The sequence below is a fragment of the Pseudoxanthomonas sp. 22568 genome, from assembly GCF_052044485.1.
In the GTDB taxonomy this organism is placed as follows: Bacteria; Pseudomonadota; Gammaproteobacteria; order Xanthomonadales; family Xanthomonadaceae; genus Pseudoxanthomonas_A; species Pseudoxanthomonas_A beigongshangi.
The window spans coordinates 38,507-63,404 of the sequence record NZ_JBQENC010000004.1 but is presented as its reverse complement, the minus strand read 5'-3'; the positions used below and the strand labels follow the sequence as shown (position 1 = coordinate 63,404).

Annotated in this window: 23 protein-coding genes and 3 tRNA genes; 11 read left to right on the top strand and 15 right to left on the bottom strand. The window is 66.9% G+C overall.

Features of this window, described 5'->3' with window-relative positions; genetic code table 11:
* Nucleotides 1–46: 46 nt before the first annotated feature.
* Nucleotides 47–256 (bottom strand): cold-shock protein, encoded by a 210-nt coding sequence (locus ACTJI2_RS06255; RefSeq protein WP_079722614.1) that lies wholly within the window; start codon nt 254–256, stop codon nt 47–49.
* Between the two features lie 315 nt (nt 257–571).
* Between ACTJI2_RS06255 and ACTJI2_RS06250 the strand changes: the two genes are divergently transcribed.
* Nucleotides 572–1,123, top strand: coding sequence for a YaeQ family protein (locus tag ACTJI2_RS06250; protein WP_440841467.1), 552 nt, complete (start codon nt 572–574; stop codon nt 1,121–1,123).
* A gap of 1 nt (nt 1,124) precedes the next feature.
* On the top strand, nt 1,125–2,306 hold the full coding sequence (locus tag ACTJI2_RS06245; RefSeq protein WP_440841466.1) for an NAD(P)/FAD-dependent oxidoreductase: 1,182 nt from the start codon (nt 1,125–1,127) through the stop codon (nt 2,304–2,306).
* A gap of 211 nt (nt 2,307–2,517) precedes the next feature.
* Here the strand turns inward: ACTJI2_RS06245 and ACTJI2_RS06240 are convergent, their stop codons facing one another.
* From ACTJI2_RS06240 to ACTJI2_RS06225, 4 genes are all read right to left on the bottom strand, one after another.
* Nucleotides 2,518–3,501: an LLM class flavin-dependent oxidoreductase gene (locus ACTJI2_RS06240; protein WP_440841465.1), complete on the bottom strand. Its 984-nt coding sequence runs from the start codon at nt 3,499–3,501 to the stop codon at nt 2,518–2,520.
* A gap of 199 nt (nt 3,502–3,700) precedes the next feature.
* Nucleotides 3,701–4,372, bottom strand: coding sequence for a glutathione S-transferase (locus ACTJI2_RS06235; protein WP_440841464.1), 672 nt, complete (start codon nt 4,370–4,372; stop codon nt 3,701–3,703).
* A 58-nt stretch (nt 4,373–4,430) separates the two neighbouring features.
* Complete coding sequence (locus ACTJI2_RS06230) at nt 4,431–5,990, bottom strand: protein adenylyltransferase SelO (protein ID WP_440841609.1); 1,560 nt, start codon at nt 5,988–5,990, stop codon at nt 4,431–4,433.
* 5 nt (nt 5,991–5,995) lie between these two features.
* Complete coding sequence (locus ACTJI2_RS06225) at nt 5,996–6,742, bottom strand: sulfurtransferase (protein WP_440841463.1); 747 nt, start codon at nt 6,740–6,742, stop codon at nt 5,996–5,998.
* A gap of 102 nt (nt 6,743–6,844) precedes the next feature.
* Here ACTJI2_RS06225 and ACTJI2_RS06220 point away from each other — a divergent pair, with 102 nt between their 5' ends.
* From ACTJI2_RS06220 to ACTJI2_RS06210, 3 genes are all read left to right on the top strand, one after another.
* A complete protein-coding gene (locus ACTJI2_RS06220) occupies nt 6,845–7,225 on the top strand; it encodes an ArsR/SmtB family transcription factor (RefSeq protein WP_440841462.1) in 381 nt (126 codons plus the stop codon).
* Entirely contained in the window at nt 7,222–7,659 is a 438-nt protein-coding gene (locus ACTJI2_RS06215; RefSeq protein WP_440841461.1) for an SRPBCC family protein, read from the top strand. The genes ACTJI2_RS06220 and ACTJI2_RS06215 overlap by 4 nt, the downstream gene beginning before the upstream one ends.
* A gap of 61 nt (nt 7,660–7,720) precedes the next feature.
* Nucleotides 7,721–8,272, top strand: a complete 552-nt coding sequence (locus ACTJI2_RS06210; RefSeq protein ID WP_183642029.1) for an SRPBCC family protein — start codon at nt 7,721–7,723, stop codon at nt 8,270–8,272.
* Nucleotides 8,273–8,291: 19 nt separating this feature from the next.
* Here ACTJI2_RS06210 and ACTJI2_RS06205 read toward each other — a convergent pair whose 3' ends face one another.
* Nucleotides 8,292–8,657: a DUF6164 family protein gene (locus ACTJI2_RS06205; protein WP_183642031.1), complete on the bottom strand. Its 366-nt coding sequence runs from the start codon at nt 8,655–8,657 to the stop codon at nt 8,292–8,294.
* A gap of 35 nt (nt 8,658–8,692) precedes the next feature.
* Between ACTJI2_RS06205 and ACTJI2_RS06200 the strand changes: the two genes are divergently transcribed.
* Together ACTJI2_RS06200 and ACTJI2_RS06195 are read left to right on the top strand one after the other, a co-directional pair.
* Entirely contained in the window at nt 8,693–9,490 is a 798-nt protein-coding gene (locus tag ACTJI2_RS06200; protein ID WP_440841460.1) for an SDR family NAD(P)-dependent oxidoreductase, read from the top strand.
* Nucleotides 9,491–9,544: 54 nt separating this feature from the next.
* On the top strand, nt 9,545–9,976 hold the full coding sequence (locus ACTJI2_RS06195; protein WP_183642037.1) for an FKBP-type peptidyl-prolyl cis-trans isomerase: 432 nt from the start codon (nt 9,545–9,547) through the stop codon (nt 9,974–9,976).
* A gap of 143 nt (nt 9,977–10,119) precedes the next feature.
* Here ACTJI2_RS06195 and ACTJI2_RS06190 read toward each other — a convergent pair whose 3' ends face one another.
* Entirely contained in the window at nt 10,120–11,724 is a 1,605-nt protein-coding gene (locus ACTJI2_RS06190) for a serine hydrolase (protein ID WP_255443306.1), read from the bottom strand.
* A 120-nt stretch (nt 11,725–11,844) separates the two neighbouring features.
* On the opposite strand from ACTJI2_RS06190, the gene ACTJI2_RS06185 reads away from it, so the two are divergent.
* On the top strand, nt 11,845–13,116 hold the full coding sequence (locus ACTJI2_RS06185) for a TIGR03862 family flavoprotein (RefSeq protein WP_192197671.1): 1,272 nt from the start codon (nt 11,845–11,847) through the stop codon (nt 13,114–13,116).
* Nucleotides 13,117–13,606: 490 nt separating this feature from the next.
* Here ACTJI2_RS06185 and ACTJI2_RS06180 read toward each other — a convergent pair whose 3' ends face one another.
* Together ACTJI2_RS06180 and ACTJI2_RS06175 are read right to left on the bottom strand one after the other, a co-directional pair.
* Complete coding sequence (locus ACTJI2_RS06180; protein ID WP_440841458.1) at nt 13,607–15,226, bottom strand: FMN-binding glutamate synthase family protein; 1,620 nt, start codon at nt 15,224–15,226, stop codon at nt 13,607–13,609.
* Nucleotides 15,226–15,510 carry a hypothetical protein gene (locus tag ACTJI2_RS06175; RefSeq protein WP_183642050.1) on the bottom strand — a complete coding sequence of 95 codons (285 nt, stop codon included), beginning with the start codon at nt 15,508–15,510 and terminating at the stop codon, nt 15,226–15,228. Before ACTJI2_RS06175 ends, ACTJI2_RS06180 begins: the two co-directional genes overlap by 1 nt.
* Between ACTJI2_RS06175 and ACTJI2_RS06170 the strand changes: the two genes are divergently transcribed.
* On the top strand, nt 15,497–18,121 hold the full coding sequence (locus ACTJI2_RS06170) for a TonB-dependent receptor (protein ID WP_440841457.1): 2,625 nt from the start codon (nt 15,497–15,499) through the stop codon (nt 18,119–18,121). The genes ACTJI2_RS06175 and ACTJI2_RS06170 overlap by 14 nt on opposite strands.
* A 64-nt stretch (nt 18,122–18,185) precedes the next feature.
* On the opposite strand, the gene ACTJI2_RS06165 is transcribed toward ACTJI2_RS06170, so the two are convergent.
* On the bottom strand, nt 18,186–19,097 hold the full coding sequence (locus ACTJI2_RS06165; protein ID WP_192197667.1) for a LysR family transcriptional regulator: 912 nt from the start codon (nt 19,095–19,097) through the stop codon (nt 18,186–18,188).
* Nucleotides 19,098–19,273: 176 nt separating this feature from the next.
* Here ACTJI2_RS06165 and ACTJI2_RS06160 point away from each other — a divergent pair, with 176 nt between their 5' ends.
* Complete coding sequence (locus ACTJI2_RS06160) at nt 19,274–20,428, top strand: serine hydrolase domain-containing protein (RefSeq protein WP_440841456.1); 1,155 nt, start codon at nt 19,274–19,276, stop codon at nt 20,426–20,428.
* Nucleotides 20,425–21,615: an MFS transporter gene (locus ACTJI2_RS06155; RefSeq protein WP_440841455.1), complete on the top strand. Its 1,191-nt coding sequence runs from the start codon at nt 20,425–20,427 to the stop codon at nt 21,613–21,615. Before ACTJI2_RS06160 ends, ACTJI2_RS06155 begins: the two co-directional genes overlap by 4 nt.
* A gap of 189 nt (nt 21,616–21,804) precedes the next feature.
* Here the strand turns inward: ACTJI2_RS06155 and ACTJI2_RS06150 are convergent, their stop codons facing one another.
* The 5 genes from ACTJI2_RS06150 to pgsA all read right to left on the bottom strand — a co-directional run bounded on the left by ACTJI2_RS06150 (nt 21,805) and on the right by pgsA (nt 24,893).
* Nucleotides 21,805–23,283, bottom strand: a complete 1,479-nt coding sequence (locus ACTJI2_RS06150) for a serine hydrolase domain-containing protein (protein ID WP_440841454.1) — start codon at nt 23,281–23,283, stop codon at nt 21,805–21,807.
* 547 nt (nt 23,284–23,830) lie between these two features.
* A tRNA-Leu gene (locus tag ACTJI2_RS06145) sits at nt 23,831–23,917 on the bottom strand.
* A 98-nt stretch (nt 23,918–24,015) separates the two neighbouring features.
* A tRNA-Cys gene (locus tag ACTJI2_RS06140) sits at nt 24,016–24,089 on the bottom strand.
* A gap of 90 nt (nt 24,090–24,179) precedes the next feature.
* Nucleotides 24,180–24,255, bottom strand: a tRNA-Gly gene (locus tag ACTJI2_RS06135).
* Nucleotides 24,246–24,893, bottom strand: a complete 648-nt coding sequence (gene pgsA, locus ACTJI2_RS06130) for a CDP-diacylglycerol--glycerol-3-phosphate 3-phosphatidyltransferase (protein ID WP_141453166.1) — start codon at nt 24,891–24,893, stop codon at nt 24,246–24,248. The genes ACTJI2_RS06135 and pgsA overlap by 10 nt, the downstream gene beginning before the upstream one ends.
* Nucleotides 24,894–24,898: the final 5 nt, after the last annotated feature.

Below are 24,898 nucleotides of genomic sequence, written 5' to 3'. Positions count from 1 at the left end.
GTTCGCACCCCGGCGTTTCTGCTTTGACGCGAAGGTCAGCGCTGGATTACAGCGGCTGCACCTGGTCGGCCTGCATGCCCTTCTGGCCCTGCACCGCCACGAAGGTGACCGCCTGGCCTTCCTTCAGCGACTTGAAGCCGGTGCCCTGGATCGCGCGGAAATGCACGAACAGGTCCGGGCCGCTCTGCGGGGTGATGAAGCCGAAGCCCTTGGCATCGTTGAACCACTTGACGGTTCCGGTCTGACGCTCAGACATCTTTACTAACTCCTGAAACATGGTTTGGGTTGAAAAATCGCGGCGCCGGAACGTTCCGGACCGAGACTGAGTTTGCAGGCGTTGGTAAAGCGGGAAGATGTAGCAGATGTATCTACCGCATCAGGCTCACGATTCACGGTGACCCTGGCAAGCACAGTTCGCGCACTCTACCGGGCCTGCGGACCAAAAGCGACAGGTTTCCGACGCCTGGAGGTCTTTTTTCTTCAGTTTCGGGGGTTTCAACGGCTTCCGGGGCCGGATCCGGCCGCCGGACCCGTATCATGGCGCCCCCTTCCGACCCGTTCAGCCCCCCAAATGGCGCTCAAGGCCACCGTCGTCAAAGCCGACCTCCAGATCAGCGACATGGACCGGCACCACTACGCCTCCTACCCGCTGACCCTGGCCCAGCACCCCTCCGAGACCGATACCCGGCTGATGGTACGGGTGCTGGCGTTCGCCCTGTTCGCCGACGAGCGGCTGGAGTTCGGCCGCGGCCTGAGCACCGAGGAGGACCCGGACTTGTGGCGCCGCGACTACACCGGCGACATCGAGCTGTGGGTCGACCTGGGCCAGCCGGACGAATCGCGCATCCGCCGGGCCTGNGCCCGCGACGTGGTGGTGGTCAACTACGGCGGCCGCGCGGCGGATCTGTGGTGGGAAAAGAACGCCTCCGGGCTGGCGCGCCTGCGCAACCTGACCGTGCTGGACCTGTCCGCCGCCGACGTGGACGCGCTGACCTCGCTGTTCGCCCGCGGCATGCGCCTGAGCGTGATGATCCAGGATGGCGAAGTGCAGCTGATCGACGACGCCCGCACCGTCACGGTGATCCCGGCCCATCGCCAGCGCGCGGAAACCGCCCCGGCCTGACATGGCGCCAACCCATGACGTGATCATCATCGGCGCCGGCGCCGCCGGCCTGATGTGCGCGATGACCGCCGGCCAGCGCGGCCTGCGGGTGCTGGTGATCGAACACGCCAACAAGGTCGGCAAGAAAATCCTGATGTCCGGCGGCGGCCGCTGCAATTTCACTAACACCGGCGCCGGTCCGGCCAACTACCTTTCCGCCAATCCGCATTTCTGCAAATCGGCGCTGGCCCGCTACACGCCGGCCGACTTCATCGAGCTGGTCGAGCGCCACCGCATCGCCTACCACGAGAAGGAACTGGGCCAGCTGTTCTGCGACGTCTCGTCCAAGCTCATCGTGAAGATGCTGCTGGACGAATGCCTGGCCGCGCACGTGCGCATCGAAACCCAGTGCAGCGTCGAGCGGGTGCAGGCGGTGGACGGCGGTTTCCGCATCGCCACCTCGCATGGCGCATTCGCCGCGCCGTCGCTGGTGGTCGCCACCGGCGGGCTGTCGATCCCGAGCATGGGCGCCACCGGCTTCGGGTACGAACTGGCACGCCAGTTCGGCCACGCTGTGCTGCCGACCCGTGCCGGGCTGGTGCCGCTGACCCTCAGCGGCAAGCACCAGGAGCGCCTGCACGACCTCAGCGGCGTCGCGGTGCCGGTGGAAGCGCGCTGCGGCAAACAGGCGTTCCGCAACTTCATGCTGGTCACCCATCGCGGCGTGAGCGGCCCGGCGATCCTGCAGATTTCCTCCTACTGGCAGCCCGGCGACGACCTGCGGCTGGATCTGCTGCCCGGCCAGGACGCGCTGGCGTGGCTGAAGGAGCAGCAGGCGCAACGGCCCGCCGCCGAACTCAAGACGGTGCTGTCCGACGCCCTGCCGCGCCGCTTCGCCCAGCGCCTGTGCGAGGTGTGGCTGCCGAACCGGCCGATGCGCCAGTTCAACGAGCCGCAGTTGCGCGAGCTGGCCGGCGTGCTCGGTGCCTGGCCGCTGGTGGCCAGCGGCACCGAAGGCTATCGCACCGCCGAGGTCACCCTGGGCGGCGTGGACACCGACGGACTGTCGTCCAGCACGATGATGTCGCGGCTTGTGCCGGGCCTGTTCTTCATCGGCGAAGTGGTCGACGTCACCGGCTGGCTGGGTGGCTACAACTTCCAGTGGGCCTGGGCATCGGGGCACGCGGCGGGGATGGCGGTTTAGGGCCTAAAAAACAAATCCCCCTCGGTCCCCCTTCTTCGAAGGGGGAGGCGTAGAGCCGAGCTTGCTCGGCTGCGGGATGTCCGGATGAAACGCGAAGGCCCCAACGGCAGCGGAGCAAGCTCCGCTCTACGCCCTGTAGAGCCGAGCTTGCTCGGCTGCGGGGAGTCCGGATGAAACACAAAGGCCCCGAAGCAGCGGAGCAAGCTCCGCTCTACGGGTGCATGGCCTGGGCGGCGAGTTCGAACGAGCGCAGCCGCTTGCCGTGGTCGAAGATGTTGGCGGTGAGCATGATCTCGTCCGGTCGGTGGCGGTCGACGAAAGCGCGGATGCCCTCGCGCACGGTGTCCACGCTGCCGATCACCGAACAGGCCAGCGCCTGCGCCACACCGAGTTTCTCGTGCGGCTGCCAGAACGCCTCGATGTCCTCGATGGGCGGCGGCACCAGCCCCGGCTTGCCGCGGCGCAGGTTGACGAAGGCCTGCTGCTGGGTGGTGAACAGGTACTTCGCTTCCTCGTCGGTGTCCGCCACCACCACGTTCAGCGCCAGCATCGCATGGGGCTGGGCCAGACGTGCGGATGGGCGGAAGTTGCGGTGGTAGATCATCAGTGCCTGGTCCATCGCATCCGGCGCGAAGTGCGAGGCGAACGCGAACGGCAGGCCCAGCGCCGCCGACAGCTGCGCGCTGAACAGGCTGGAGCCGAGCAGCCACACCGGCACCTCGATGCCCGCGCCCGGCACCGCGCGCACCGCCTGATCCGGCTGCGCGGGTTCGAAGTAATGCAGCAGTTCGTTGACGTCCTGCGGGAACTGCTCGGCGTTGTCGAAATAGCGTCGCAGCGCGCGCGCCGTCGGTTGATCGGTGCCCGGCGCGCGGCCCAGGCCGAGATCGATGCGATCCGGATACAGCGACGCCAGGGTGCCGAATTGCTCGGCCACCTGCAGCGGCGAATGATTGGGCAGCATCACCCCGCCCGCTCCCACCCGGATGCGCGAGGTCGCGCCAGCCACGTTTCCGATCAGCACCGCGGTGGCGGCGCTGGCGATGCCGGGCATGTTGTGGTGTTCGGCCAGCCAGTAGCGCTGGTAGCCCCAGGCTTCGGCATGTTGCGCCAGATCGCGCATGTTGGCGAAGGCGCGGGAAATGTCGCTGCCTTCGCAGACGGGAGCGAGATCGAGCAACGAATAGGGAATCATGGCAACTCCTGGCAGGCGATGCCTCCGTCGTGGGGACAGCGCGCCCGGCTTTCCAGCCCGGCATTCGGGATACTGAATCCCGGACATCCATCATTTCATTGTAGGAGCGACGTCAGTCGCGACCGTGGGCCAAGGCCGCAANATCCCCTGCGATTCCGATATTCCGGTCGCGACTGACGTCGCTCCTACAGGAATCGGATCAGCTCAGCAGATCGAACGGCCCGCCCTGCTCGAGCGCGCGCTGGTAGGCCGGCCGCGCATGGATGCGCGCCAGGAAATCGGCGAGTTTCGGGTGGCGCTCCAGCCCCGTCCGCGCGGCGGCGGCTTCCACCGGGAAGCTCATCTGGATGTCGGCGGCGCTGAAGTTCTCACCGGCGAACCAGCGCGCCTTGCCCAGTTCGGCTTCCATGTAATCCAGGTGCAGGCGGACCTGCGGGGCCACGAAGCCCTGCAATGCCCTGTCCGCGATCGAGCGCGCGATCGGCCGCGCGAAGAACGGCATCGGCGCCTTCTTCAGCCGCGAGAACACCAGGCTCAGCAACATCGGCGGCATCGCGGAACCTTCGGCGTAATGCAGCCAGTAGCGGTAGCGCAGGTGTTCGGCGGTGCCCGGCGACGGCGCGAACGCGCGCGCGGCGTCATAGCGTTCGACCAGGTATTCCAGCACCGCGCCCGATTCGGCCAGGGTATTGCCGCCGTCCACCAGCACCGGCGACTTCCCCAGCGGATGCACCGCGCGCAGCGACGGCGGCGCCAGCAGGGTCTGCGGATCGCGCTGGTAGCGGACCACGGTGTAGTCCAGGCCCAGTTCCTCCAGCAGCCACAACACGCGCTGGGAACGGGAATTGTTGAGATGGTGGACGGTGATCATCGGCGGCCTCCGGCGTGAAGCCGCATCCTAGTACGGCCAGGCGCACCTTGGGTGACAGTCAGGAGCTGCAGGACAGCATCGAACAGCCGGCGCGTTCGCGCGCCCAGTCCGGTCTGCGCAGGGCGAAGCTTTCGCGGCCGGGCTGATCGTCGTAGGGACGCCGCATCACTTCCAGCAACTCGGCGATGCCGGCTTCATCGCCGGCCTCGGCGCGGTCGATGGCCTGCTGGGCCAGGTAGTTGCGCAGCACGTAGCGCGGATTGGCCAGGCGCATCCGTTCCCGCCGCAGCGCCGGATCCAGGCCGTCGGCCACCACCCGTTCGCCCAGGCCGCGCAACCAGTCCAGCAGATCCGCGCCGATCGCCTCGCGCCGGTTTGCGTCGTAGAACGCGGCGTCGAAATGGGCGAGATCGGGCGCGACGGGATCGGCATCGATCAGCGCGCGGAAGAACAGGGTCATGTCGACCTCGCCCGCCCACAGCAGCTCGTGCAGGCGACGCATGCGCTCGGTGTCCCCGTCGCGGTGCGCGTCCAGTCCCAGCTTGCGCGCGGTGTTGCCGCGATCGGCGGCCGCATAGGCATCGGCGTAGCGCTGCAGGCCCTCCTGCAAGGGCTCGACCGAACCGAACAACGGCGACAGCGCGTGCGCCAGCCGGGTCAGGTTCCAGTAGGCCACCTTGGGCTGCCAGCCGAACCGGTAGCGGCCGCCGGCCGCGTCGGTGGTGTTCGGGGTCCAGTCCGGATCGTAGTTGTCGATCCAGCCGTACGGGCCGTAGTCGATGGTCAGGCCCAGCACCGACAGGTTGTCGGTGTTCATCACCCCGTGCACGAACCCCACCCGCATCCATTCGCCCATCAACCGCGCGGTGCGCTCGCAGATGGCGGCGAACCAGGCTCCGTACAGCGCCTCGCCCTCGCCCGCCAGTTCCGGAAAATCGCGGCGGATGCAGAAATCGGCCAGTTGCCGCAGCAGCGGCACGTCATCGCGCGAGGCCGGCAGCTCGAAATGGCCGAAGCGCAGGAACGAAGGCGCCACCCGACAGACGATCGCGCCGGGTTCGGCCTTCGGATGTCCGTCGTAGAACATGTCGCGTACCACCGCCTCGCCGGTCGCCACCAGGCTGAGCGCGCGGGTGGTGGGAACGCCCAGGTGATGCATCGCCTCGCTGCACAGGAACTCGCGGATCGACGAACGCAGCACCGCGCGGCCGTCGGCGGTGCGCGAATACGGGGTCGGGCCGGCGCCCTTGAGTTGCAGTTCCCAGCGCCGCCCCTGCGCATCCACGGTCTCGCCCAGGGTGATGGCGCGGCCATCGCCCAATTGGCCGGCCCATGCGCCGAACTGGTGGCCACCGTAGTTGGCCGCGAACGGCTGCATGCCCGGCAGGATGGCGTTGCCGCTGAATACTTCCGCGAACAGCGGATCGGCCAGGTCCGCATCGCTGAATCCCAGCGCCTGCGCCATTTCGCGCGACCAGGCGATCAACCGAGGCGCGACCACCGGCGTCGGCGTGACCGACGACCACGCCGCGCCCAGCACTTCGCGCCGGCGCGGTCCCTGCTCCGGATCGCCGGGCAGATCGCGCACGAAAGCGTTGTCGTAGTGCAGCGCCCGCATGGCGTTCACGCCATTCCGGCGGCCAGCGGCTTCAGTTCCGGATCCAGCGCCACCCGCTCGTCGAACACGAAACAGCCGCCGTCGTAACCGTGTCCGCCGACTTCCTCGAAGTAGCCCAGGATGCCGCCATCCAGTTGCAGCACGTTGTCCATGCCATCGGCGCGCATCCACAACGCGGCCTTTTCGCAGCGGATGCCACCGGTGCAGAAACTGACCACGGTGGCGTCCTTCAACGCTTCGCGATGCGGCGCCAACGCCTCGGGCAGTTCTGTGAAACGGGTGATCGGCAGGGTCAGCGCGCCGGCGAAGGTGCCGTGGGCGAATTCCTGCGCGTTGCGGGTATCCAGCAGGACCACCCGCCGCCCTTCGTCGTCCCGGCCGCCCTGTTGCAGCCAGCGCCGCAGCGTCGCCGGCGCCACCGCGGGGGCGCGGCCACCGTCCAGCGGCGAGGCGTCGTCGCGGCGGAAGCTGATGATTTCCGGCTTCACCTTCACCTTCAGGCGGGCGAACGGCGGCGCCTCGCTGTGGCTGTACTTGACCCGCAGGTCGGCGAAGCGCGGATCGGCGCGCAGCGGCGCCAGGAACGCCTCGATGGCATCGCCGCCGCCGGCCAGGAACAGGTTGATGCCCTCTGCGGCCACCAGCACGGTGCCTCGCAGTGCCAGCGCCTCGCCGCGCGCGCTCAGCGTATCGGCCAGAGCATCGGGGACGTCGATGGGGGCGAAGTGGTAGGCGGCGATATTGACGATCATCCGCGCATTTTACCCGGGTGGGCGCCCGCGGCCCCGACCGTCCCCGGCAATATTCAACCAAAAGGTTGACAATGACACCCGATGCGGATAATCATCAACCTTATGGTTGAATATTCTCCCGCCCAGCTCGACAGCCTGTTCCACGCCCTGTCCGACCACACCCGGCGGCGCATGCTGCGCAGCCTGGGGGGCCAGGCCCGCAGCGTGGGCGAACTCGCCGCCCCGTTCCAGATTTCGCTGGCCGCCGCCTCCAAGCACATCAAGGTGCTGGAACGCGCCGGCCTGGTCACCCGCACCGTGCAGGGACGCACCCACCTGTGCCGGCTCCAGCCAGAAGCGCTCGCCGCCGGCCAGGAATGGATCCGCTACTACGAACAGTTCTGGAACCAGTGCCTGGATGCATTGGCCGAAGCGCTGGGCGAACCGCCCGCCACGCCCTCGCCGCCTGCCTCCAGGACGCCACGCCGCAGGAAGACACCATGAACGACACCATCGAGGTACAGGTGACGCGCCCGTTCCGCGCCCGCGCCGAACAGGTCTTCGATGCCTGGCTGGATCCGGCCTCGCTCGGCCGCTGGATGTTCGGCCCCGACGTACGCGCGGAAAAGGTGCTGCACCTGCGGACCGAACCGCGCGTCGGCGGCGGTTTCTCGTTCCTGGTCGAGCGCCAGGGCCAAGCCATCGATCACATCGGCACCTATCTGCACATCGAGCGCCCGCACCGGCTGGTATTCACCTGGGCAATCCGCGGCGAATCCGACGACGATGCCAGCACGGTCGCCATCGACATCGCCGACACACCCGAAGGCTGCACCCTGACCCTCACCCACACCCTGCCCGCGCGCTGGGCCGACTACGCGCCGCGCACCCGGCAGGGCTGGAGCACCATGCTCGACGCGCTGCAACGCCTGTTCTGATTTTCCCCGCCCGTCCGGATCGCCCGCGGCGGTCCCCCGGATTCCCCAAGGAGATGCCACGATGAACGAAGACTACGGCCAACCCGTCGCGACGGACGCCCTGCGGATCCAACGCTCCCTGCCCGGCCCGATCGAACGGGTCTGGGCCTACCTGACCGAATCGGACAAGCGCGGGGAATGGATGGCGCGCGGCGACATGGAGCTGCGGGTGGGTGGCAAGGTCCATCTGTTCTTCCACCACGCCAGCCTGTCGCGGGAACCGGGATCGCCGCCGGCCAAATACCAGGACATGGCGGACGGCGTCGGCATGGATGGCCGCGTCACCGTGTGCGAGCCACCGCGCCGACTTGGCTACACCTGGGGCGAAAGCGAAGGCAGCACCTCTGAGGTGCTGTTCGAACTGCTGCCGCAGGACGGACGCGTGCTGCTCACCGTCACCCACAGCAGGCTGCGCGATCGCGACGAGATGGTCAGCGTCGCCGGCGGCTGGCACGCCCACCTGGGTATCCTGATCGACCGCCTGGAAGGTCGCGAACCGCCCAATTTCTGGCGTGCGCACGACGGCCTGGAAGCCGAATACGACCGTCGCCTGCCGGCCGCCGCGCGCGGCTGAGCAACGGACGCGACGCGCGTCAGCGCAGCAGCAGCCAGGGCAAGGCCAGGGTCAGCACGACGATGAAGAGGATCGCGCCCAGCGTGATCAGCACGAAGGCCGGACGTTCGCGCAGCAGTTGCGCGAACGTCTGCGCGTTGCCCTCGCGCATCGCCCGCGCATGCTCGCGACGCGCCTGCTCGCCGCGTTGCCGCTGGTAGTCGTCCAGCAGCGCCTTGGCGCGCCCGTAGTCGGCCGCATCGGACAGCCACAGCGCACCATGCGAGATACCCCACGGACTGGGCGGCGTTTCGTACCAGGCCAGGCCCTCGCGATCCAGCAGTTCGCGGATCTCGCCGGCCTCATCGTCCGGCACGCCGCGAAGATAGAACAGACGTTTCGACATCGGGCGACGCCCGGATTCCAACAGGAGAAGCAGACATGCTACTGCAAGACAAGGTGGTGATCGTCCATGGCGGCGGCGGCGCCATCGGTGGCGCCTGCGCGCGCGCCTTCGGCCGCGAGGGTGCGCGGGTGTTCCTCACCGGCCGCACGCCCGAACCGCTGCAGCGAGTGGCCGCCGACATCGTCGCGGCCGGCGGCCAGGCCTCGTGCGCCACGCTGGACGTCCTGGATCCGTCTGCGGTGCGGGCGCACGCGGACGACGTGGCGGCGCAGGCCGGACGCATCGACGTCTGCCTCAACGCGGTGGGCTTCTTCCACGTGCAGGGCATCGCGTTCCTGGACCTGGCAGCGGATGATTACCTGCATCCCATCGATCATTACACCCGCGCGAACTTCAACACCGCGCAGGCCGCCGCCCGCCACATGGCGCGCCAACGCGCGGGCGTGCTGCTCAGCCTGTCCACCCCGGGCGCGCGCCTGAGCGGCGGCGGCTTTCTCGGCAACGGCGTCGCCAGCGCGGCGGTCGAGGCGTTCTCGCGGATCCTGGCCGGCGAACTGGGCGGACATGGCATCCGGGTGATCTGCCTGCGCCCGGACGCGATTCCGGAAGCATTGGCGCTATCCCATTCCGCCAAGGTATTCGCCAGCGCCGCCGCCGAGTCCGGCGTTTCCATCGAAGCGATGCTGGCCGAGCGCGCCGCCGGCGCGACGCTGCTTGGACGCCTGCCCACGCTGGCGCAGGTCGCCGACTGCGCGGCTTTCCTCGCCTCGGATCGCGCCGGCGCGATGACCGGCACCGTCGCCAACCTGACCTGCGGCTCGCTGGTGGACTGACCGACCCCGGCCAATCGGTTAACCTCCGCGCAACTCTTTTCACCGGATCCTTCCATGCGCCGTTTCCTGCTGCCGCTCGCCCTCCTGCTGTTGTCCGGCTGCGCCGATCCGGGTCCACCGCCGGGCGGCAGCGTGGCCGAGCTGCAGCGCATCGACGAGCGCGTCGGCACCGGCGCGGTCGCGACGAAGGGAGCGGACGTGACGGTGCACTACACCGGCTGGATCTATGACAAGCGGGTGCCCAACCAGCGCGGCGAGAAGTTCGACAGCTCGGTGGATCGCGCCGAGCCGTTCACCTTCCTGCTCGGCGCGGGACGGGTCATCCGCGGCTGGGACGACGGCGTGGCCGGCATGAAGGTCGGCGGCAAGCGTGTGCTGCTGATCCCTTCCGATCTGGCCTATGGCCGCGATGGCGCCGGCGGCGTGATTCCGCCCAACGCCTCGCTGGTGTTCGAAGTGGAACTGCTGGACGTCAAGCCGCACTGATCCGGCACCCACACCGCTGTAAGAGCGACGTAAGTCGCGACCGGACTCTCGCACCCGGCAGTCTCACTCAAGGGGCTCTGCCGGCTTGACTACATGGTCGCGACTGACGTCGCTCCTGCAGGGTGCATATAGAGAAACCCGCCCTACTTCTTCTTCACCGGCGCCAGGCGCAGGTCGTGGAAGTCGAAGCTGAAGTCGGTCAGCGGCGAGATGGCTTCCATCCGCGCCTCGCGGATTTCGCCGTCGGGGGTCAGGGCGAAATTGAGGAAGGCATCGGCGTTGAGCCAGCGTTCGCGCCAGCGCACGATGAACGTGTCGTGCTGCCAGTGGCTCAGGTCGCCCACCAGCTCGGCGGTCTTGCTGAAGCGCAGCACCAGCTTGCCGCCTTCCTGCGAAACCACGACGTCGCCGTACCAGGGATCGCGCAGGGTGCCGGCGTACTTCGCCAGCGGCAGCGACGGACCGGACTTGGCATCCCTCGCGGCCACGTGTTTCTGCCAGCTCTCGTCGGCATTTTCCTGCGACTTGGCCACCGCCTCGGCATAGCCCGCCAGCCAGTCGGTCTTCGGCGCGTCCAGCATCGCGTCGAGCGCGCGCATGGTCACCGCATTGAAGGCGGCGCCGACTTCCTGGCTGGTCAGCACGACCACGCCGATCTTGCGATCCGGCACCAGCGTCACCCGCGAGACCATGCCCGGCCAGCCGCCGGTGTGCCACACCAGTTTCTGGCCCCGGTAGTCCGACAGCATCCAGCCCTCGCCGTAGCCCAGGTAGTTGGGCTTGGCCAGCTTGAGGGTCTCGATCTTCGGCTCGGATACCGGAATCGGCGTGATCATCGACCACATGTCGCGCTGCCGCTTGGGCGTGAACAACTGCTGCTGGCGCCCATCCTTGTCGGTATAGGTGCCGCCCGCCAGTTGCATGCGCATCCACTTGCCCATGTCGTGGACGCTGGAATAGATGCCGCCGGCGCCGGCCACGTTCGACCAGGTCATCCGCGGGGCCGGCTTGAGATCCTTGAAGTCGGCCTTCGCGTGGCCGGTGGCGACGTTGTCGCCGGGCTTGAGCGCATCGCTGTTGAAACGGGTCTGCTCCATGCCCAGCGGCTGGAACACGCGGGTGCGCAGGAACTGTTCGTAGCTCATGCCGCTGACCTGTTCGATCACCAGCTGGGCCACGCCGAACAGGATGTTGTCGTAGGCGTACTGGGCGCGGAAACCACCGGTCAGCGGGACATCCTTGAGGCGCTCGGCCACTTCGCGGTTGGTGTAGCTGGTGGTCGGCCAGAACAGCAGATCGCCGGCGCCCAGGCCCAGGCCGCTGCGATGGGCCAGCAGATCGCGGATGCGCATCTCGCGGGTGACGTAGGCGTCGGACATGCGGAACCACGGCAGGTGATCGATCACCCGGTCGTCCATGTCCAGCTTGCCCTCCTCGGCCAGCATCTCCAGCGAGGCGGCGGTGAAGGCCTTCGTGTTGGAGGCGATCGCGAACAGGGTGTGTTCGTCCACCTTCTCCGGCTTGCCGATTTCGCGCACGCCGTAGCCGCGCTCCAGCACCACCTTGCCGTCCTGGATGATGGCCACGGCGATGCCGGGCACGTCGAACTGCTTGCGCACCGATTCGACATAGGCGTCGAAATCCTGCAACTGCGCCGGCGCGGCGATCTCCTGAGCATGCGCGCCGCTCCACAGTCCGAACGACAGCACCAGCGCGCCGGCCTGCCCGGCGATCAGCGGAATCCGCATCATTGAGCCCCTTGGAGAACGAAGACGACCGCCAACGATACGTCAGGCGGGCACCGGCGTCCCCCTGCCGATGGTCATCGTGGGCGCCGGTCGGCACGGCGGGCTTGGCATAATGGCGCGATGTCCGCGGCTTTTCCTTCCCCAGCCTCCCCCCCGCCCCGTGTCGCCATCATCGGCGGCGGCCCGGCCGGCCTGTTCGCCGCCGAGCGGCTGCGCGCGGCCGGCCTGGAGGTCGATCTTTATGACGCCAAGGGCTCGGTCGGGCGCAAGTTCCTGATCGCCGGCAAGGGCGGGCTGAACCTGACCCACTCCGATCCCTTTCCGGTGTTCGCGTCCCGCTACGGCGCCCGCCAGGAAGCGGTGGCCGACTGGCTGCGCGGTTTCGACGCCGACGCCCTGCGCGCCTGGGCCGCCGGACTGGGCGTGGAAACCTTCGTCGGCAGTTCCGGGCGGGTGTTTCCGAATGACCTCAAGGCCGCACCGCTGCTGCGTGGTTGGGTACGGCGGCTGCGCGACCAGGGCGTGCGCTTCCACATGCAGCACCGCTGGGCAGGCTGGAACGAAGAAGGCGCCCTGCGCTTCCTCCATCCGGCCGGCGAGGTCATCCTCCGCGTCGACGCCGTCCTGCTCGCGCTTGGCGGCGGCAGTTGGCCGGAACTGGGGTCCGATGGTGGCTGGGTGCCGCTGCTGGTCGCACGCGGCGTCGACGTCGCGCCGCTGCAACCGGCCAACTGCGGCTTCGACATCGGCTGGAGCGAGCACCTGTCCGGCCGCTTCGCCGGCTCCCCGCTCAAACCGGTCATCGCGCACTGGCAGGACGCCGACGGCCAGTGGCACGCGCAGCAGGGCGAGTGCGTGGTGACGGCCACCGGCATCGAAGGCAGCCTGATCTATGCGTTGTCGGGCACGCTGCGCGACGCCATCGCCCGCGACGGTGAAACGACCCTGTATCTGGACCTGGTTCCCGGCCGCGACGAACCCGCCTTGCGCCGCGCGCTGGCCAAGCCACGCGGCTCCCGCAGCCTGAGCGAACACCTGCGGCGCGAGGCCGGGGTGTCCGGGGTCCGCGCGGCGCTGCTGTACGAGGTGATGGACCGGCAGGCCATGCAGGATCCGGAGCGCCTGGCGCACACGCTCAAGCGGCTGCCGCTGCGCCTGCTGCGTGCGCGCCCCATCGACGAGGCGATCAGCAGCGCCGGTGGCATCCGCCTGGAAGCGCTGGATCGCGACCTGATGATCACCGCCCTGCCCGGCGTGTTCGCCGCGGGCGAAATGCTCGACTGGGAAGCACCCACCGGCGGCTATCTGCTCACCGCCTGTTTCGCCAGCGGCCTGCGTGCCGCCGAGGGTGTCCTGTCCTGGTTGAAGGAACACGAGTCCGGATCGCGTTGAAGCACATTGCTGGCTCCGGCAATGCATGTCGAAAAACGAAAGAGGAGTCGAGCGGGAATTTTCGATCGCGACACGGCGACGATGGCTTCGCTCCGGTTCGGCCGGCGCGGTTCAATCCGGATCAGCCCACTTCGGATCAGCCCACTCCGAATCAGGGCATCCCGGATCAGATCACCGCCATCCATGCCTGCCATTGCGGCAGGACATGGATGGCGGGTCTTCCACACCACACGCTTTCAGGTTCCGGATTTCGTTTCCCCGGCAGGCTTTCCCTGCCCGCATGGAAACGCATCCTCGCCTTGTCTGGTCGCCCGCGATGGCTGCGACAGGCTGGAGAGAACCTGCGCGCAGCGATAGCGGGGCGTGCGCGTAAGATACAAACCGGGACGTTGAATTTCGGTTAGCGTTTCGCGTCATTGCGATGACAGCGCAGCTTCCGTTCACAGTCCGTGTGATCGCTTCGGCATGAACTGATGCCCTTTGCTCATCATCAGGATTTGCTGTCCTGCAGCGCGCGCACCCGCGCCGGCGGATTGAACGCGTCGCTGCGCGCCTCGGCCCAGAACTGCTGGAACACCGCATGCGCGGGAATCCGATCCAGCAATTCACCCGGCTCCAGGAAACGATACAGGGTTGCCAGCGACCGCACTTCGACCGGTGATACCCGGCGCAAGATGTGTTCGGGCCCAAGCTGCTGTGGATGTTCCAGGCCAGCCGCGCACAACATGTCGCGCAGCGCCTTCAGGGTGTTGTCGTGGAATTGCTGCACCCGCACGGATTTGTCGCCCACGTCCAGGTGCTTCCAGCGGCCGGGATTCTGGGTCGCCACGCCGGTCGGGCAGCGATCGTTGTGGCAGCTCTGCGACTGGATGCAGCCCAGCGAGAACATGAAACCGCGTGCCGAATTGCACCAGTCCGCGCCCATCGCCAGGGTCCGGGCGATGTCGAAGGCGCTGATGATCTTGCCGGCGGCGCCGATGCGGATGCGTTCGCGCAGTTTCAGCCCGACCAGCGTGTTGTGCACCAGCAGCAGAGCCTCGTGCATCGGCACGCCGACGTGGTCGATGAACTCGGCCGGCGCCGCGCCGGTACCACCCTCGGCGCCATCGACCACGATGAAGTCCGGCAGCAGGCCGGTTTCCTGCATCGCCTTGGCGATGCCGAACCATTCCCAGGGATGGCCGATGGCCAGCTTGAAACCGGTCGGCTTTCCGCCGGACAGATCGCGCAGGCGCGCCACGAACTGCAGCAGTTCCACCGGGGTGGAGAACGCCGAATGGCGCGCCGGCGACACGCAATCGTGTCCCATCGGCACGCCACGCGTGGCCGCGATCTCGGGGCTCACCTTGGCCGCCGGCAGCACCCCGCCATGGCCGGGCTTGGCGCCCTGCGACAGCTTGATCTCGATCATCTTCACCGACGGCAGGCGCGCGTTCTGCACGAAGCGCTCCTCGCTGAAGCGGCCCTGTTCGTCCCGGCAACCGAAATAGCCGGAGCCGATTTCCCAGACCAGATCGCCGCCATGCTCGACATGGTAGGGGGAGATGGAACCCTCGCCGGTGTCGTGATAGAAACTTCCGCGCCGCGCGCCTTCGTTGAGCGCGCGTATCGCGTTGGCCGACAGTGCGCCGAAACTCATCGCCGAGATGTTGAACACGCTGGCCGAGTACGGTTGCGCCGAACTGGCGCCGATGGTGACGCGGAAGTCGTGCGAATCCACCTGCGTCGGCGCCAGCGAATGGTTGATCCATTCGTAGTCCACCCCGTACACGTCCTGCTGGCTTCCGAACGGCACCACGTCCATCACGCCCTTGGCGCGCTGGTACACCAGCGAGCGCTGCTGTCGCGAGAACGGTACCTCGGCGGTATCCCCCTCGATGAAGTACTGCCGGATCTCCGGCCCCACCGATTCCAGTCCGTAGCGGAAATGCGCGAGCACCGGATAGTTGCGGCGCAGGGTGCTGCGGGTCTGCAGCAGGTCCCAGGTGCCCAGCAGCGCCAGCGCGCCGAACAGGCCGGCCGGCCAGCCCCATGCGGGCCAGTGGAAGGACAGCGCCAGCGACAGCAACGCCAGCAGGATGCAGAGCCCGTAGGCCAGGTAACGATTCATCACGCTCCTTGCCGGACCGGGCGGCCGCCCACCCTGTCCGCATGATCCAGACGACCGGCACCTCCGGCGCCGTGCGGCAGGAGCATCTTAATGCGCGCCGTTGATCGCCGTGCGACCGCCGCCTGTACGGCCGGCCGCGGGCTTTCGGTGCGGACGAACCGCGCGTCAAGCCGGATCACATGGCGATTCGTCATGTGGCGATGAATCACGGCCATTCGGCAGTGCAGCATCCGCATGCGGTAATGATGCGCCCAACGTTCAATGCCTTCGATGTCGAGAACCACCCCGCTCGCCCTGGCCATCACCCTGGCCATCACCTCTCCCGTCGTCCACGCCCAGGACGCCACCACGCCGCCCACCGGACCGGACAAGACCCTGGACGCGGTCGTGGTCACCGGCTCCAACATCAAGCGCAGCGACACCGCCGGACCGAACCCGGTACAGGTCGTCACTCGCGAGGAAATCGAACGCACCGGAAAATCGACCCTGACCGACGTACTGCGCTCGCTCTCGGCCAACGCCGGCAACAGCTATGACGAGCAGTACACCGGCAGCTTCTCGGCCGGCTCGGCCTCGATCGGCCTGCGCGGACTGAGCCCGAAGAACACCCTCGTGCTGGTCAACGGCTATCGCGTGGCCAACTTCGGCTTCGCCCTCAACACCCAGGATACTTTCGTCGATCTCAACGCGCTGCCAATAAGCGCGGTCGAGCGCATCGAGGTACTGAAGGACGGCGCCTCGGCGGTCTACGGCTCCGATGCCATCGCCGGTGTGGTCAACATCATCCTGCGCCGCAACTTCCAGGGCATCGAAGTGGGCGGCGCGGTCGGCGGCGCCACCCGGGGCGGCCTGGAGGAACAGAAGGCCAACCTGCTGCTGGGCTTTGGCGATCTCGAACAGCAGGGCTGGAACGTGCTGTTCGGGCTGGACCTGCTCAAGCGCGAACGCCTGGACGCCGACGAACGCGCCTTCACCCGCAGCGGCGACTTCCGCGACAAGCCCGGCGGGCGCCTGGCCGGCTGGTCGACCGCGGGCGGCAACTGGTTGCTCGATCCGCGCCAGCCCACCCCGTTCTCGCCGTGCCCGGACGGCAGCGTGCCGCGCCCCTACAGCGACTTCGGCAGCACCCTGCCCGGCAATGCCTGCGCCTTCAACGCGCAGCCGTACAAGACCCTGCAACCGGGCGCGGAACGCGTCCAGGCCTCGCTGAGCGCGACCTTCCGCCTGGGCGAACGCACCGAACTGTTCGCCGATCTGCTCTACAGCCACAACCAGGCGGACCAGATCTTCAGCGCGCCGCTCACGGTCGGCCCGGGCCTGCGCGCCTACAACCCGGCCACCGGCACCCTGGTGGACATCCCGGTGGCGCTGCCGGTCGGCCATCCCGACAATCCCAACGGCGTGCCGCTGCCGTTCGAATACACCTTCTTCGATCTCGGCCCGCGCCTGAAGGACAACACCCAGGTGTTCTATCGCGCCCTGGCCGGCCTGCGCGGCCAGACCGAGCGCTGGGACTGGGAAGTGGCCGCCGGAACCTCGCAGAGCCTGCAACGCGAGTATGTCGACAACTTCATCAACCGCTACGCATTCGAGCGAATCCTCGCCGACGGCAGCTACGACTTCCTGGATCCAACCAGTACCCCGGCGCCATTGAATGACCTGCGCCTGCAGACCAAGCGTCCGGGCTACTACCGGCTGGACGCGGTCAGCGCCAAAGCCTCGACCTCGTTCCTGGAACTGCCCGCCGGCGCCATCGGCTTCGCCTGGGGCGCGGAGTTCCGTCGCGAATCGCTGGATGCGCGCACCAGCCGGCAGGTGCTGTCCGGCACCGAGCTTCGCCCGGCCATCAACATCGTCAAGGGCGAGCGCAAGGTCAGCGCCGCGTACGCCGAGTTCAGCGTGCCGCTGCACCAGACGCTGGAACTGCAACTGGCCGGCCGCGCCGATCACTACGACGACTTCGGCAACGCCTTCTCGCCCAAGGTGGCGCTGCGCTGGCAGCCGCTGGATTCGCTGCTGTTGCGAGGCTCGTTCTCGCGCGGCTTCCGTGCGCCTTCACTGCCTGAAATCGCTCCCGGCCAGACCATCAGCTACGGCACCGTGGTGGACCCGTACGATCCGCTGTCGCCGGGCGGCAGCCGTGGCGTCACCAACGTTCGTACCGGCAACCCGGATCTGGATGCGGAGCGCTCGAAGAACTTCAATCTGGGCGCGGTGTGGTCGCCGGACGCGGACACGAGCATCGGAGTCGACTACTACCGCATCGAACAGGACAACCTGATCAAGCCGGACAACGCGCAGTTCATCGTCAACAACCCCGCACTGTTCCCGGGCCGGGTGATCCGCGATGTGCAGGGTCGCATCCAGATCATCACCAACCAGTATTCCAACCAGGGGGAACTGGAGACCTCGGGCATCGATCTGGATTTCAGCCGCACCTTCCGTACCGCCGCCGCCGGCAGCTTCACGCTGGCCGGAAGCTGGACCCACCTGCTGGAGTTCAAGCAACCGCTGGTGGCCGGACAGGCGCCCTACGACGGTGCAGGCAACAACCGCCTGGGCGCGCTGCCGAAAAACCGTGGCACCACCTCGCTGGGCTGGGAAGCCGGCGACTGGGAGAGCACGCTCAGCCTGCAATACATCGCCGGTTACGATCAGCGGGTCTCCACCCAGGCCAGCAATCCGGGCCTGCGCGACAAGGTCAAGCCGTATCACCAGTTGGACCTGTACGTGGCCTACCAGGGCATTCCCAAGACCACGCTGTCGTTGTCCGTGCAGAACCTCACCGACAAGGATCCGCCCTTCGATCCGGCCGGAGGATCCAACGGCTTCGACATCACCCAGTACAACCTGCGCGGCCAGTTCGTCTCGCTGGGGGTGAAATACCGGTTCTGAAAAGGACGACAACGCGGCGGCTGGGGGACAAGCCGCCGCCCGCACTCCCTCGCCCGTGAGGACTTCACCGGTTTGCGGGCGCGGCGGATTGGCAGCAGGTTGGCAACAGGTGTTCGCTGACGAAATCGACGAACACCCGCAGCTTGGGGGAAACGTGGCGCCCGGACGGCCACAGGAGGTAGAGATTTCCCGGCGCGTCCACGTAGTCATCCAACACCGTCACCAGCTCACCGGTGCGCAGCGCCTCGCGTACCGAATGATCCGGCACATAGGCGACACCGCGTCCGCGCTTGGCGAAACACACCCGGGTTTCGATGTTGTTGCATACCATCGATTCCGGCACTTTCAACTCCGTCGACGCGCCGCGCAGCGGCCATGCCTCGATGCGCCCACTGCTGGGATTACGGTATTGCAGGCACAAATGTCGCTCCAGATCCGCCGGCTCACCCGGCGTGCCGCGTTCCGCCAGATAGGCCGGTGATGCCACCAGTCGTCGATGGAAATGGCCGATATGCCGCGCGGTCAGGCGTGAATCGGAGGGCTCGCCGACACGCAGGACCGCATCAAAGCCTTCCTCGATCACATCGACCAGGCGGTCGGTGAAATCGAGGTCCAGCAGCACGTCCGGATAGGCGCGCATGAAATCCGCCAGCACAGGAAGCGCAAGATCGCTGATCAGCGGCAGGCTGATCCGCAGTCGACCCTGCGCGTGGCCCGCATGATGTGACAGCTCGGCCTCCGCCGCCGCCACTTCTTCAAGGATTCGCCGGCAACGCACCAGGAACAACTCGCCTTCCGCGGTCAATGCCACGCTGCGCGTACTGCGATGGAACAGGCGCACTCCCAGGCTTTGTTCCAGCCGCGACACGCTCTTGCCCACCGCGGCGGCGGAAACCCCCAACAGGCGGCCGGCTTCGGCAAAGCCGCGCGTCTCAGCGACCTGCACGAACGTTTGCAGACTGCCCAGGCTCTCCATTCACGTCTTCCCATTGCGGACATTCATGTCCGTGCTGATGCGAACTCTACCCGCCTTTTTCATCCGCCGAAGCATTACCACCATGACGGCTCATTCCATGCCTGGAACCTTCCATGCCGTCGCATTCCCCCGTGACTCCCCAGTCGGCTGTTTCATCGCCTATCCCTCTCCTCACCGTGGCAGTCGATGCCGCACTGGATGCCGCGCTTGCCGAACAGCGTCTGGTCGGCGCGGTCGTACTGATCGCGGTCGATGGCCGAATCCGCTACGCGCGTGCCGCAGGCTGGGCGGATCGCGAGGAGCGGCGCGCAATGGACCGCGACGCGTTGTTCCGGCTGGCCTCGGTCAGCAAACCCATCGTCTCCACCGCCGCGATGGTGCGCGTCGCCCAGGGACGGCTGGATCTGGACGCGCCGATCCAGCGTTGGCTGCCGGACTTTCGACCCGCGCTCGCTGACGGCAACCAGCCCGACATCAGCGTGCGGCAACTGCTCACCCATACGGCCGGACTGGGTTACCGCTTCCTGGATCCCGCACCGGACGGCGACGGACCGCATGGACGCGCCGGCGTATCCGACGGCATGGACGACAGCCCCGTATCGCTGGCGGAAAACCTCCGCCGCATCGCACGGGTTCCACTTCAATATGCCCCCGGCACGGCTTGGGGCTATTCACTGGCGACCGACGTGCTGGGCGCGGTGCTGGAAGCCGTCGATGGCCAGCCGCTACCGGCGGTGGTGGACACCGTGGTGACCGGACCACTGCGGATGCACGACACCGCGTTCCATGCCCTCGATCCGGCACGGCTCACCACCCCCTATGCCGCCGCCGATCACACGACGCGCCCCCACCGATTACAGGAAGGCGAAATCGTCTCTCCTTTCCCGGGACTGGCGGGCATTCGCTTCAATCCGTCACGCGCATTGGATCCGCATGCCTTCCCTTCCGGTGGCGGCGGCATGGTCGGCAGCGCCGATGACGTGATGCGCCTGCTGGAAGCGCTGCGTCAGGTCCGCGTTCCCTCGCTGACCGCCGACGGGATCGCGGAAATGGGGCGCGTGCAGAGTGGCCCGCATGGCCCGCCCGACAGTCCTGGCGTGGGCTTCGGTCTGGGTTTCTCGGTCCTGCACGATCCCGCTGCCGCCGCCAGCCCCGAATCCGTCGGTACCTGGCGTTGGGGCGGCGCCTACGGGCACAGCTGGTTCGTCGATCCGTCGCGGCGGCTGAGCGTGGTGGCATTGACCAACACGCTGTACGAGGGCATGTCAGGTGCGTTCGTTACCGAACTCCGCGATGCGATCTATGCGGGCCTGGGTGGAGCGACAGCATGAGCGCCGGTGACGGCGGAAGCGAGCTGATCGTCTCGCCGCCGGATGTGGGTTCACGGCTGCCCTGGGTGGGCCTGCTGGCGTTGGCATGCGCTGGGTTCATCACGATATTGACCGAAGCACTGCCTGCCGGGCTGCTGCCGGCGATAAGCGCAGACCTTCGTGTCAGTGAATCCTGGGTGGGACAACTGGTCACCGTCTACGCCCTGGGCTCGCTGCTGGCCGCGATTCCGCTGATCGCCGCGACCCGTCATTGGCGCCGGCGCCCCCTGCTTTTGATGGCCATCGCCGGGTTTACCGTGGCCAATTCGGTGACCGCCATTTCACCGCTCTACGAAATCACCCTGCTCGCACGCTTCATCGCCGGCATCAGCGCAGGCCTGTTGTGGGCTCTGGTGGCCGTCCACGCCAGTCGCATGGTCACGCCTGCCCAGCAGGGCCGCGCGATCGCGGTGGCGATGGTGGGCACGCCGCTGGCGCTGTCACTCGGCATTCCGGCCGGCACCCTGCTGGGCCAGACCATCGGATGGCGCTGGACCTTCGGCCTGATGTCGTTGCTCAGCCTGGGCCTGCTGGCCTGGGCACGCGCCCGCTTGCCCGACTTCGCCGGTCAGGCGCGAGGTTCCCCGCTGCGATTGCGTCGCGTGCTCGCCCTGCCCGGAGTACTCCAGGTGCTTGGCGTCATGCTGTTGTTCGTGTTCGCGCACAACGTGCTCTATACCTACATTTCCCCCATGCTGGCGGTCGCCGGTGCCGACACACAGGTGGAACGCTATCTGCTGTTGTTCGGAGCCACCGCGCTGATCAGCATCGGTCTGGTCGGCGTGCTGATTGAGCGCTGGCTGCACGGCCTGACGCTCGTGAGCCTGGCATTGTTCGGCGTCGCGGCAGCGATGATCGCATTGTGGCCGAAGAATCCGGTGGCCCTCGCCGCAGCCGTTGCCCTGTGGGGCCTGGGTTTCGGTGGCGTCGCGACATTGTTCCAGACCGCGCTCGCACGCAATGCCGGCGAGTCTGCGGACATCGCCACGTCGATGCTGGTCACCGGCTGGAATCTCGCCATTGCCGGCGGCGGCATCTTTGGTGGCCTGCTGTTGCAGGGCATCGGCCCGGCCAGCCTGTCCTGGATGGTGTTGCTGCTGCTGGTACCGGCGGCAGGCCTGGCCCTGCCCCCGCGCGGTTGGCGATGAACGCGTACCGCCGGTGAGCCGACGCAGGCATCACACGAACGCCTGATCTCCATGATCAGGCCTCGCACTCGGCGGCGGCGATGAATACATCCGGCATCACGAGCGGTAACAACGGGTACCCGGTTCTGAGTCCTGGCCTCACGCCTGCCCTCTTTTCCGGGCCGCCAGCGAAGGCGGCGGTCCTTCTCATCAGGGCACGGTTCGCATCGTAGCGGTTTCGAGAATGTCTCCCTCGCCCACCGTCAGGGTCCAATGGAGTGCGCCGCCCGCAAAGCGGGTTTCGTAGACATCCGCCCCACCAGGGTCGACGCGCAGGAAGGCGACCGATTGAAGCGGGCCCAACCCGGAAAACTGGTTCCGCAGCGCGGTGAGGTTATCGCGAACCGCTCCGCCGAGAACCTCGCCCAGTGCGTCGTAGTCCGGCGCGCCGGCGGCGAGCTCTCCAATGAATCGTCGAAGGACGACTTCGCCCTGCGGATAAGGCTGCTGGGCGGCCACACGGGCGGCACTTGCCGCCTTGGCGGCCCGCAACGCCTTCGCGACCGGCACCCAGGCGGGTGACAGTTCGGCATACACGTCGATGAATCGCGATTGGCACATATCCTCGGCGCTGGCGAGACAGATGACGCCAATCCGTTCTTCGGGATCGAAGAAGGCCGAGGACGCATAGCCGGTGGTCAGTCCGTTGTGTCCGACCAGCCGGCGCTCGCCATGAGCTTCCTCGGTAAAGCCGACGCCAAAGCGGTCACCAGTCACGCTGGGAAAGCTGCGTCCGAAGTTGGCCTCCAGCGTTGCGTTGTCAAGCGGCGGATGGCGCGCTGCGCCCATCTCGAACGCCAGAAATCGCGCCATGTCCGAAGCGGTGGAGAAGAGTCCCCCGTTGGGTATCCGGTAGCCCCGGCCGGCGATCTCGCTTTTGGACTCGGCCGTGTCGCTCCCGGAACTGCTGCGATAACCCACCGCCAGTCGTGCAAGCAGGGCCTCATCCGGGCGAAAAGATGTGGAGTACATGCCGAGCGGCCGGATGAGCCTGTCCTCGACAAAGGTCACATAGTCGATGCCCGAGGCACGCTCGATCGCCAGTCCGAGCGCCGCATAGCCGATATTCGAGTATCGGCTACGCTCGTTCGGTGCGTAGGGCGCCCGGGTGTGGGCCAGCGCCTCGTTCGCCAGTTGCCGCCACTGGTCCGTAGCGCCGGTCGAGTAGGCGTAGTCAGGATCGTCGGGCTCGCGGGCCAACCCCGCGCGATGGGTGGCGAGCGCCAGCAGGTCGACCGGCGGCGCGTCAGCGCCAAGGACCGGGCCGAGTTCGGGCAGATAGTCGATGACGCGGTCTTCCAGACGGACGTGGCCTTCGGCGACCGCCTTCAACAAGGCGAAGCCGGTGAACTGCTTGGTTATCGAACCGATCCGGTAGACGGTGTCGGAGGTGGCGGGGATAGTCCGTCCCTCGTCCGCATAGCCATACGACCGAACCCAGACCACCTCGCCCCGAACCACAAGGGCGACCGTCATGCTGCCATTCTGATGTCCGGCCGCCTCGGCGTCGATGATACGCGCGGCCGCCTCCAACTGGCGGGCGTCCACCTGCGCCGTAGCCGAAGAAGCATACAGACTCGCACCGAGAAGGGCCGCGCCTGCTGCCAGGAGGATTCCACGAGCGATCATGTTGTACCTGATGCGACGCCCCATCGGCATGCTAGGGCACGACGGCGAATGTCCGCAACGGGTTGGAAGCACGTTTTGGCTCCGATGCCGATCTCGGACGTTCGGATCTTCACCGCGAGCGATTGCCGGTCTCGGATGACACCCACCCGTGAGGCGTCGATACCATTCGATCGGGCATGGCCACTCGTGGTTTCGAAGCTTTTGGCCTTGCATCATTGGTAGGCGAAACAGGCGATCTTGCGAACTATTCGACCCACCGCAAACTGTGGAAACGTCTTGGGTTGGCCGTAATAGATGGCGAACGTCAACGGCGCCTCACAGGGGCTGCAGCCATCTAGCATGGTTAGTGTCCTGGTCGGCGGGCCATGCGCACCCAGCGGTCCCTCTGTGAGTCGGAGGAGGCAAGCAGCGCCCCTGACACACTGGCTGACTCACTTTTTATCTGGATGCGAGCGGATGTCACCGGACGTCCTTGGACAACAATCCCGCCAAATGCAGGTCATTTCAGGGAGTTTTCGGACATGGTCGACATCGACGGATTGCGCTTTGGTGCCCGGAGCCGGAATCGAACCGGCATGGCCTCGCGGCCGGCGGATTTTAAGTCCGATGCGTCTACCAATTTCGCCATCCGGGCAGGTGGATAGCCTGCCTGAGCGGGCGCGCGATGGAAAGTCGTTCGCATGCCGTCCGTCAGGCACAAAAAAACCGACCGCATGGTCGGTTTTCCTGATATGGAGGCCTGGGTCGGAATTGAACCGGCGTACGCGGATTTGCAGTCCGCTGCATAACCACTCTGCCACCAGGCCGATGGCGATTGCGCGAGACTGGCGCAATCACGGCGCCATTTCAAGCGCCTTACAAAACAAAACCCCGCGAACGGGGTTTTGTCCTGAATATGGAGCGGGAAACGAGACTCGAACTCGCGACCCCGACCTTGGCAAGGTCGTGCTCTACCAACTGAGCTATTCCCGCGTGGTGAAGTTGGAAATTTTACCGGTATCCCGAGAACTGTCAACTGCTTTTTTCTCGTCAGCCCGCAGAATCGGCCATGCCGCGTGCAGGTACTGGAAACCGGACCAGAGCGTAAGTATAGCGGCAATCGCGAGCAGCCAGTCGCCGATCCTGAAAATCCATTCACCCAGCCAGATATCCGCCCGGTCCACCGGTCCCGGGGTCGCCGCATAGAGCAGGCAGCCCAGCGCCACCATCTGCACGATGGTCTTGATCTTGCCGATGGTGGCCACCTTGACCCGCGCACGCTGGCCCAGTTCGGCCATCCATTCACGCAGCGCGGATACCGCGATTTCGCGGCCGACGATCACCGCCGCCCAGATCGCCATCCACATGGTCGGGTTGTCCTGCACGATCAGGAACAGCGACACTGCCACCATCAGCTTGTCCGCCACCGGGTCCAGGAACGCGCCGAAGGCCGAATACAGGTGGTAGCGGCGGGCGATCCAGCCATCCAGCCAGTCGGTGACGGCGGCCAGGATGAAGATGAAGGCAGCCGCGAAGTTGGTCCATTTGTGCGGCAGGTAGAACACCAGCACCAGCACCGGGATCAGCACGATCCGCAACAGGGTGAGCCAGGTGGGGATGGTCAACTTCATTGCAT

Bases quoted from the DNA above. Each gene is read 5' to 3' on its own strand.
- ACTJI2_RS06215 (WP_440841461.1), top strand. From the start codon at position 7,222: ATGAACGACACCATCGAGGTACAGGTGACGCGCCCGTTCCGCGCCCGC.
- ACTJI2_RS06210 (WP_183642029.1), top strand. From the start codon at position 7,721: ATGAACGAAGACTACGGCCAACCCGTCGCGACGGACGCCCTGCGGATC.
- ACTJI2_RS06165 (WP_192197667.1), bottom strand. From the start codon at position 19,097: ATGGAGAGCCTGGGCAGTCTGCAAACGTTCGTGCAGGTCGCTGAGACG.
- ACTJI2_RS06180 (WP_440841458.1), bottom strand. From the start codon at position 15,226: ATGAATCGTTACCTGGCCTACGGGCTCTGCATCCTGCTGGCGTTGCTG.
- ACTJI2_RS06190 (WP_255443306.1), bottom strand. From the start codon at position 11,724: ATGCGGATTCCGCTGATCGCCGGGCAGGCCGGCGCGCTGGTGCTGTCG.
- ACTJI2_RS06235 (WP_440841464.1), bottom strand. From the start codon at position 4,372: ATGATCACCGTCCACCATCTCAACAATTCCCGTTCCCAGCGCGTGTTG.
- ACTJI2_RS06150 (WP_440841454.1), bottom strand. From the start codon at position 23,283: ATGATCGCTCGTGGAATCCTCCTGGCAGCAGGCGCGGCCCTTCTCGGT.
- ACTJI2_RS06195 (WP_183642037.1), top strand. From the start codon at position 9,545: ATGCGCCGTTTCCTGCTGCCGCTCGCCCTCCTGCTGTTGTCCGGCTGC.
- ACTJI2_RS06155 (WP_440841455.1), top strand. From the start codon at position 20,425: ATGAGCGCCGGTGACGGCGGAAGCGAGCTGATCGTCTCGCCGCCGGAT.
- ACTJI2_RS06245 (WP_440841466.1), top strand. From the start codon at position 1,125: ATGGCGCCAACCCATGACGTGATCATCATCGGCGCCGGCGCCGCCGGC.
- ACTJI2_RS06185 (WP_192197671.1), top strand. From the start codon at position 11,845: ATGTCCGCGGCTTTTCCTTCCCCAGCCTCCCCCCCGCCCCGTGTCGCC.
- pgsA (WP_141453166.1), bottom strand. From the start codon at position 24,893: ATGAAGTTGACCATCCCCACCTGGCTCACCCTGTTGCGGATCGTGCTG.
- ACTJI2_RS06230 (WP_440841609.1), bottom strand. From the start codon at position 5,990: ATGCGGGCGCTGCACTACGACAACGCTTTCGTGCGCGATCTGCCCGGC.
- ACTJI2_RS06240 (WP_440841465.1), bottom strand. From the start codon at position 3,501: ATGATTCCCTATTCGTTGCTCGATCTCGCTCCCGTCTGCGAAGGCAGC.
- ACTJI2_RS06200 (WP_440841460.1), top strand. From the start codon at position 8,693: ATGCTACTGCAAGACAAGGTGGTGATCGTCCATGGCGGCGGCGGCGCC.
- ACTJI2_RS06225 (WP_440841463.1), bottom strand. From the start codon at position 6,742: ATGATCGTCAATATCGCCGCCTACCACTTCGCCCCCATCGACGTCCCC.
- ACTJI2_RS06220 (WP_440841462.1), top strand. From the start codon at position 6,845: ATGGTTGAATATTCTCCCGCCCAGCTCGACAGCCTGTTCCACGCCCTG.
- ACTJI2_RS06205 (WP_183642031.1), bottom strand. From the start codon at position 8,657: ATGTCGAAACGTCTGTTCTATCTTCGCGGCGTGCCGGACGATGAGGCC.
- ACTJI2_RS06170 (WP_440841457.1), top strand. From the start codon at position 15,497: ATGTCGAGAACCACCCCGCTCGCCCTGGCCATCACCCTGGCCATCACC.
- ACTJI2_RS06255 (WP_079722614.1), bottom strand. From the start codon at position 256: ATGTCTGAGCGTCAGACCGGAACCGTCAAGTGGTTCAACGATGCCAAG.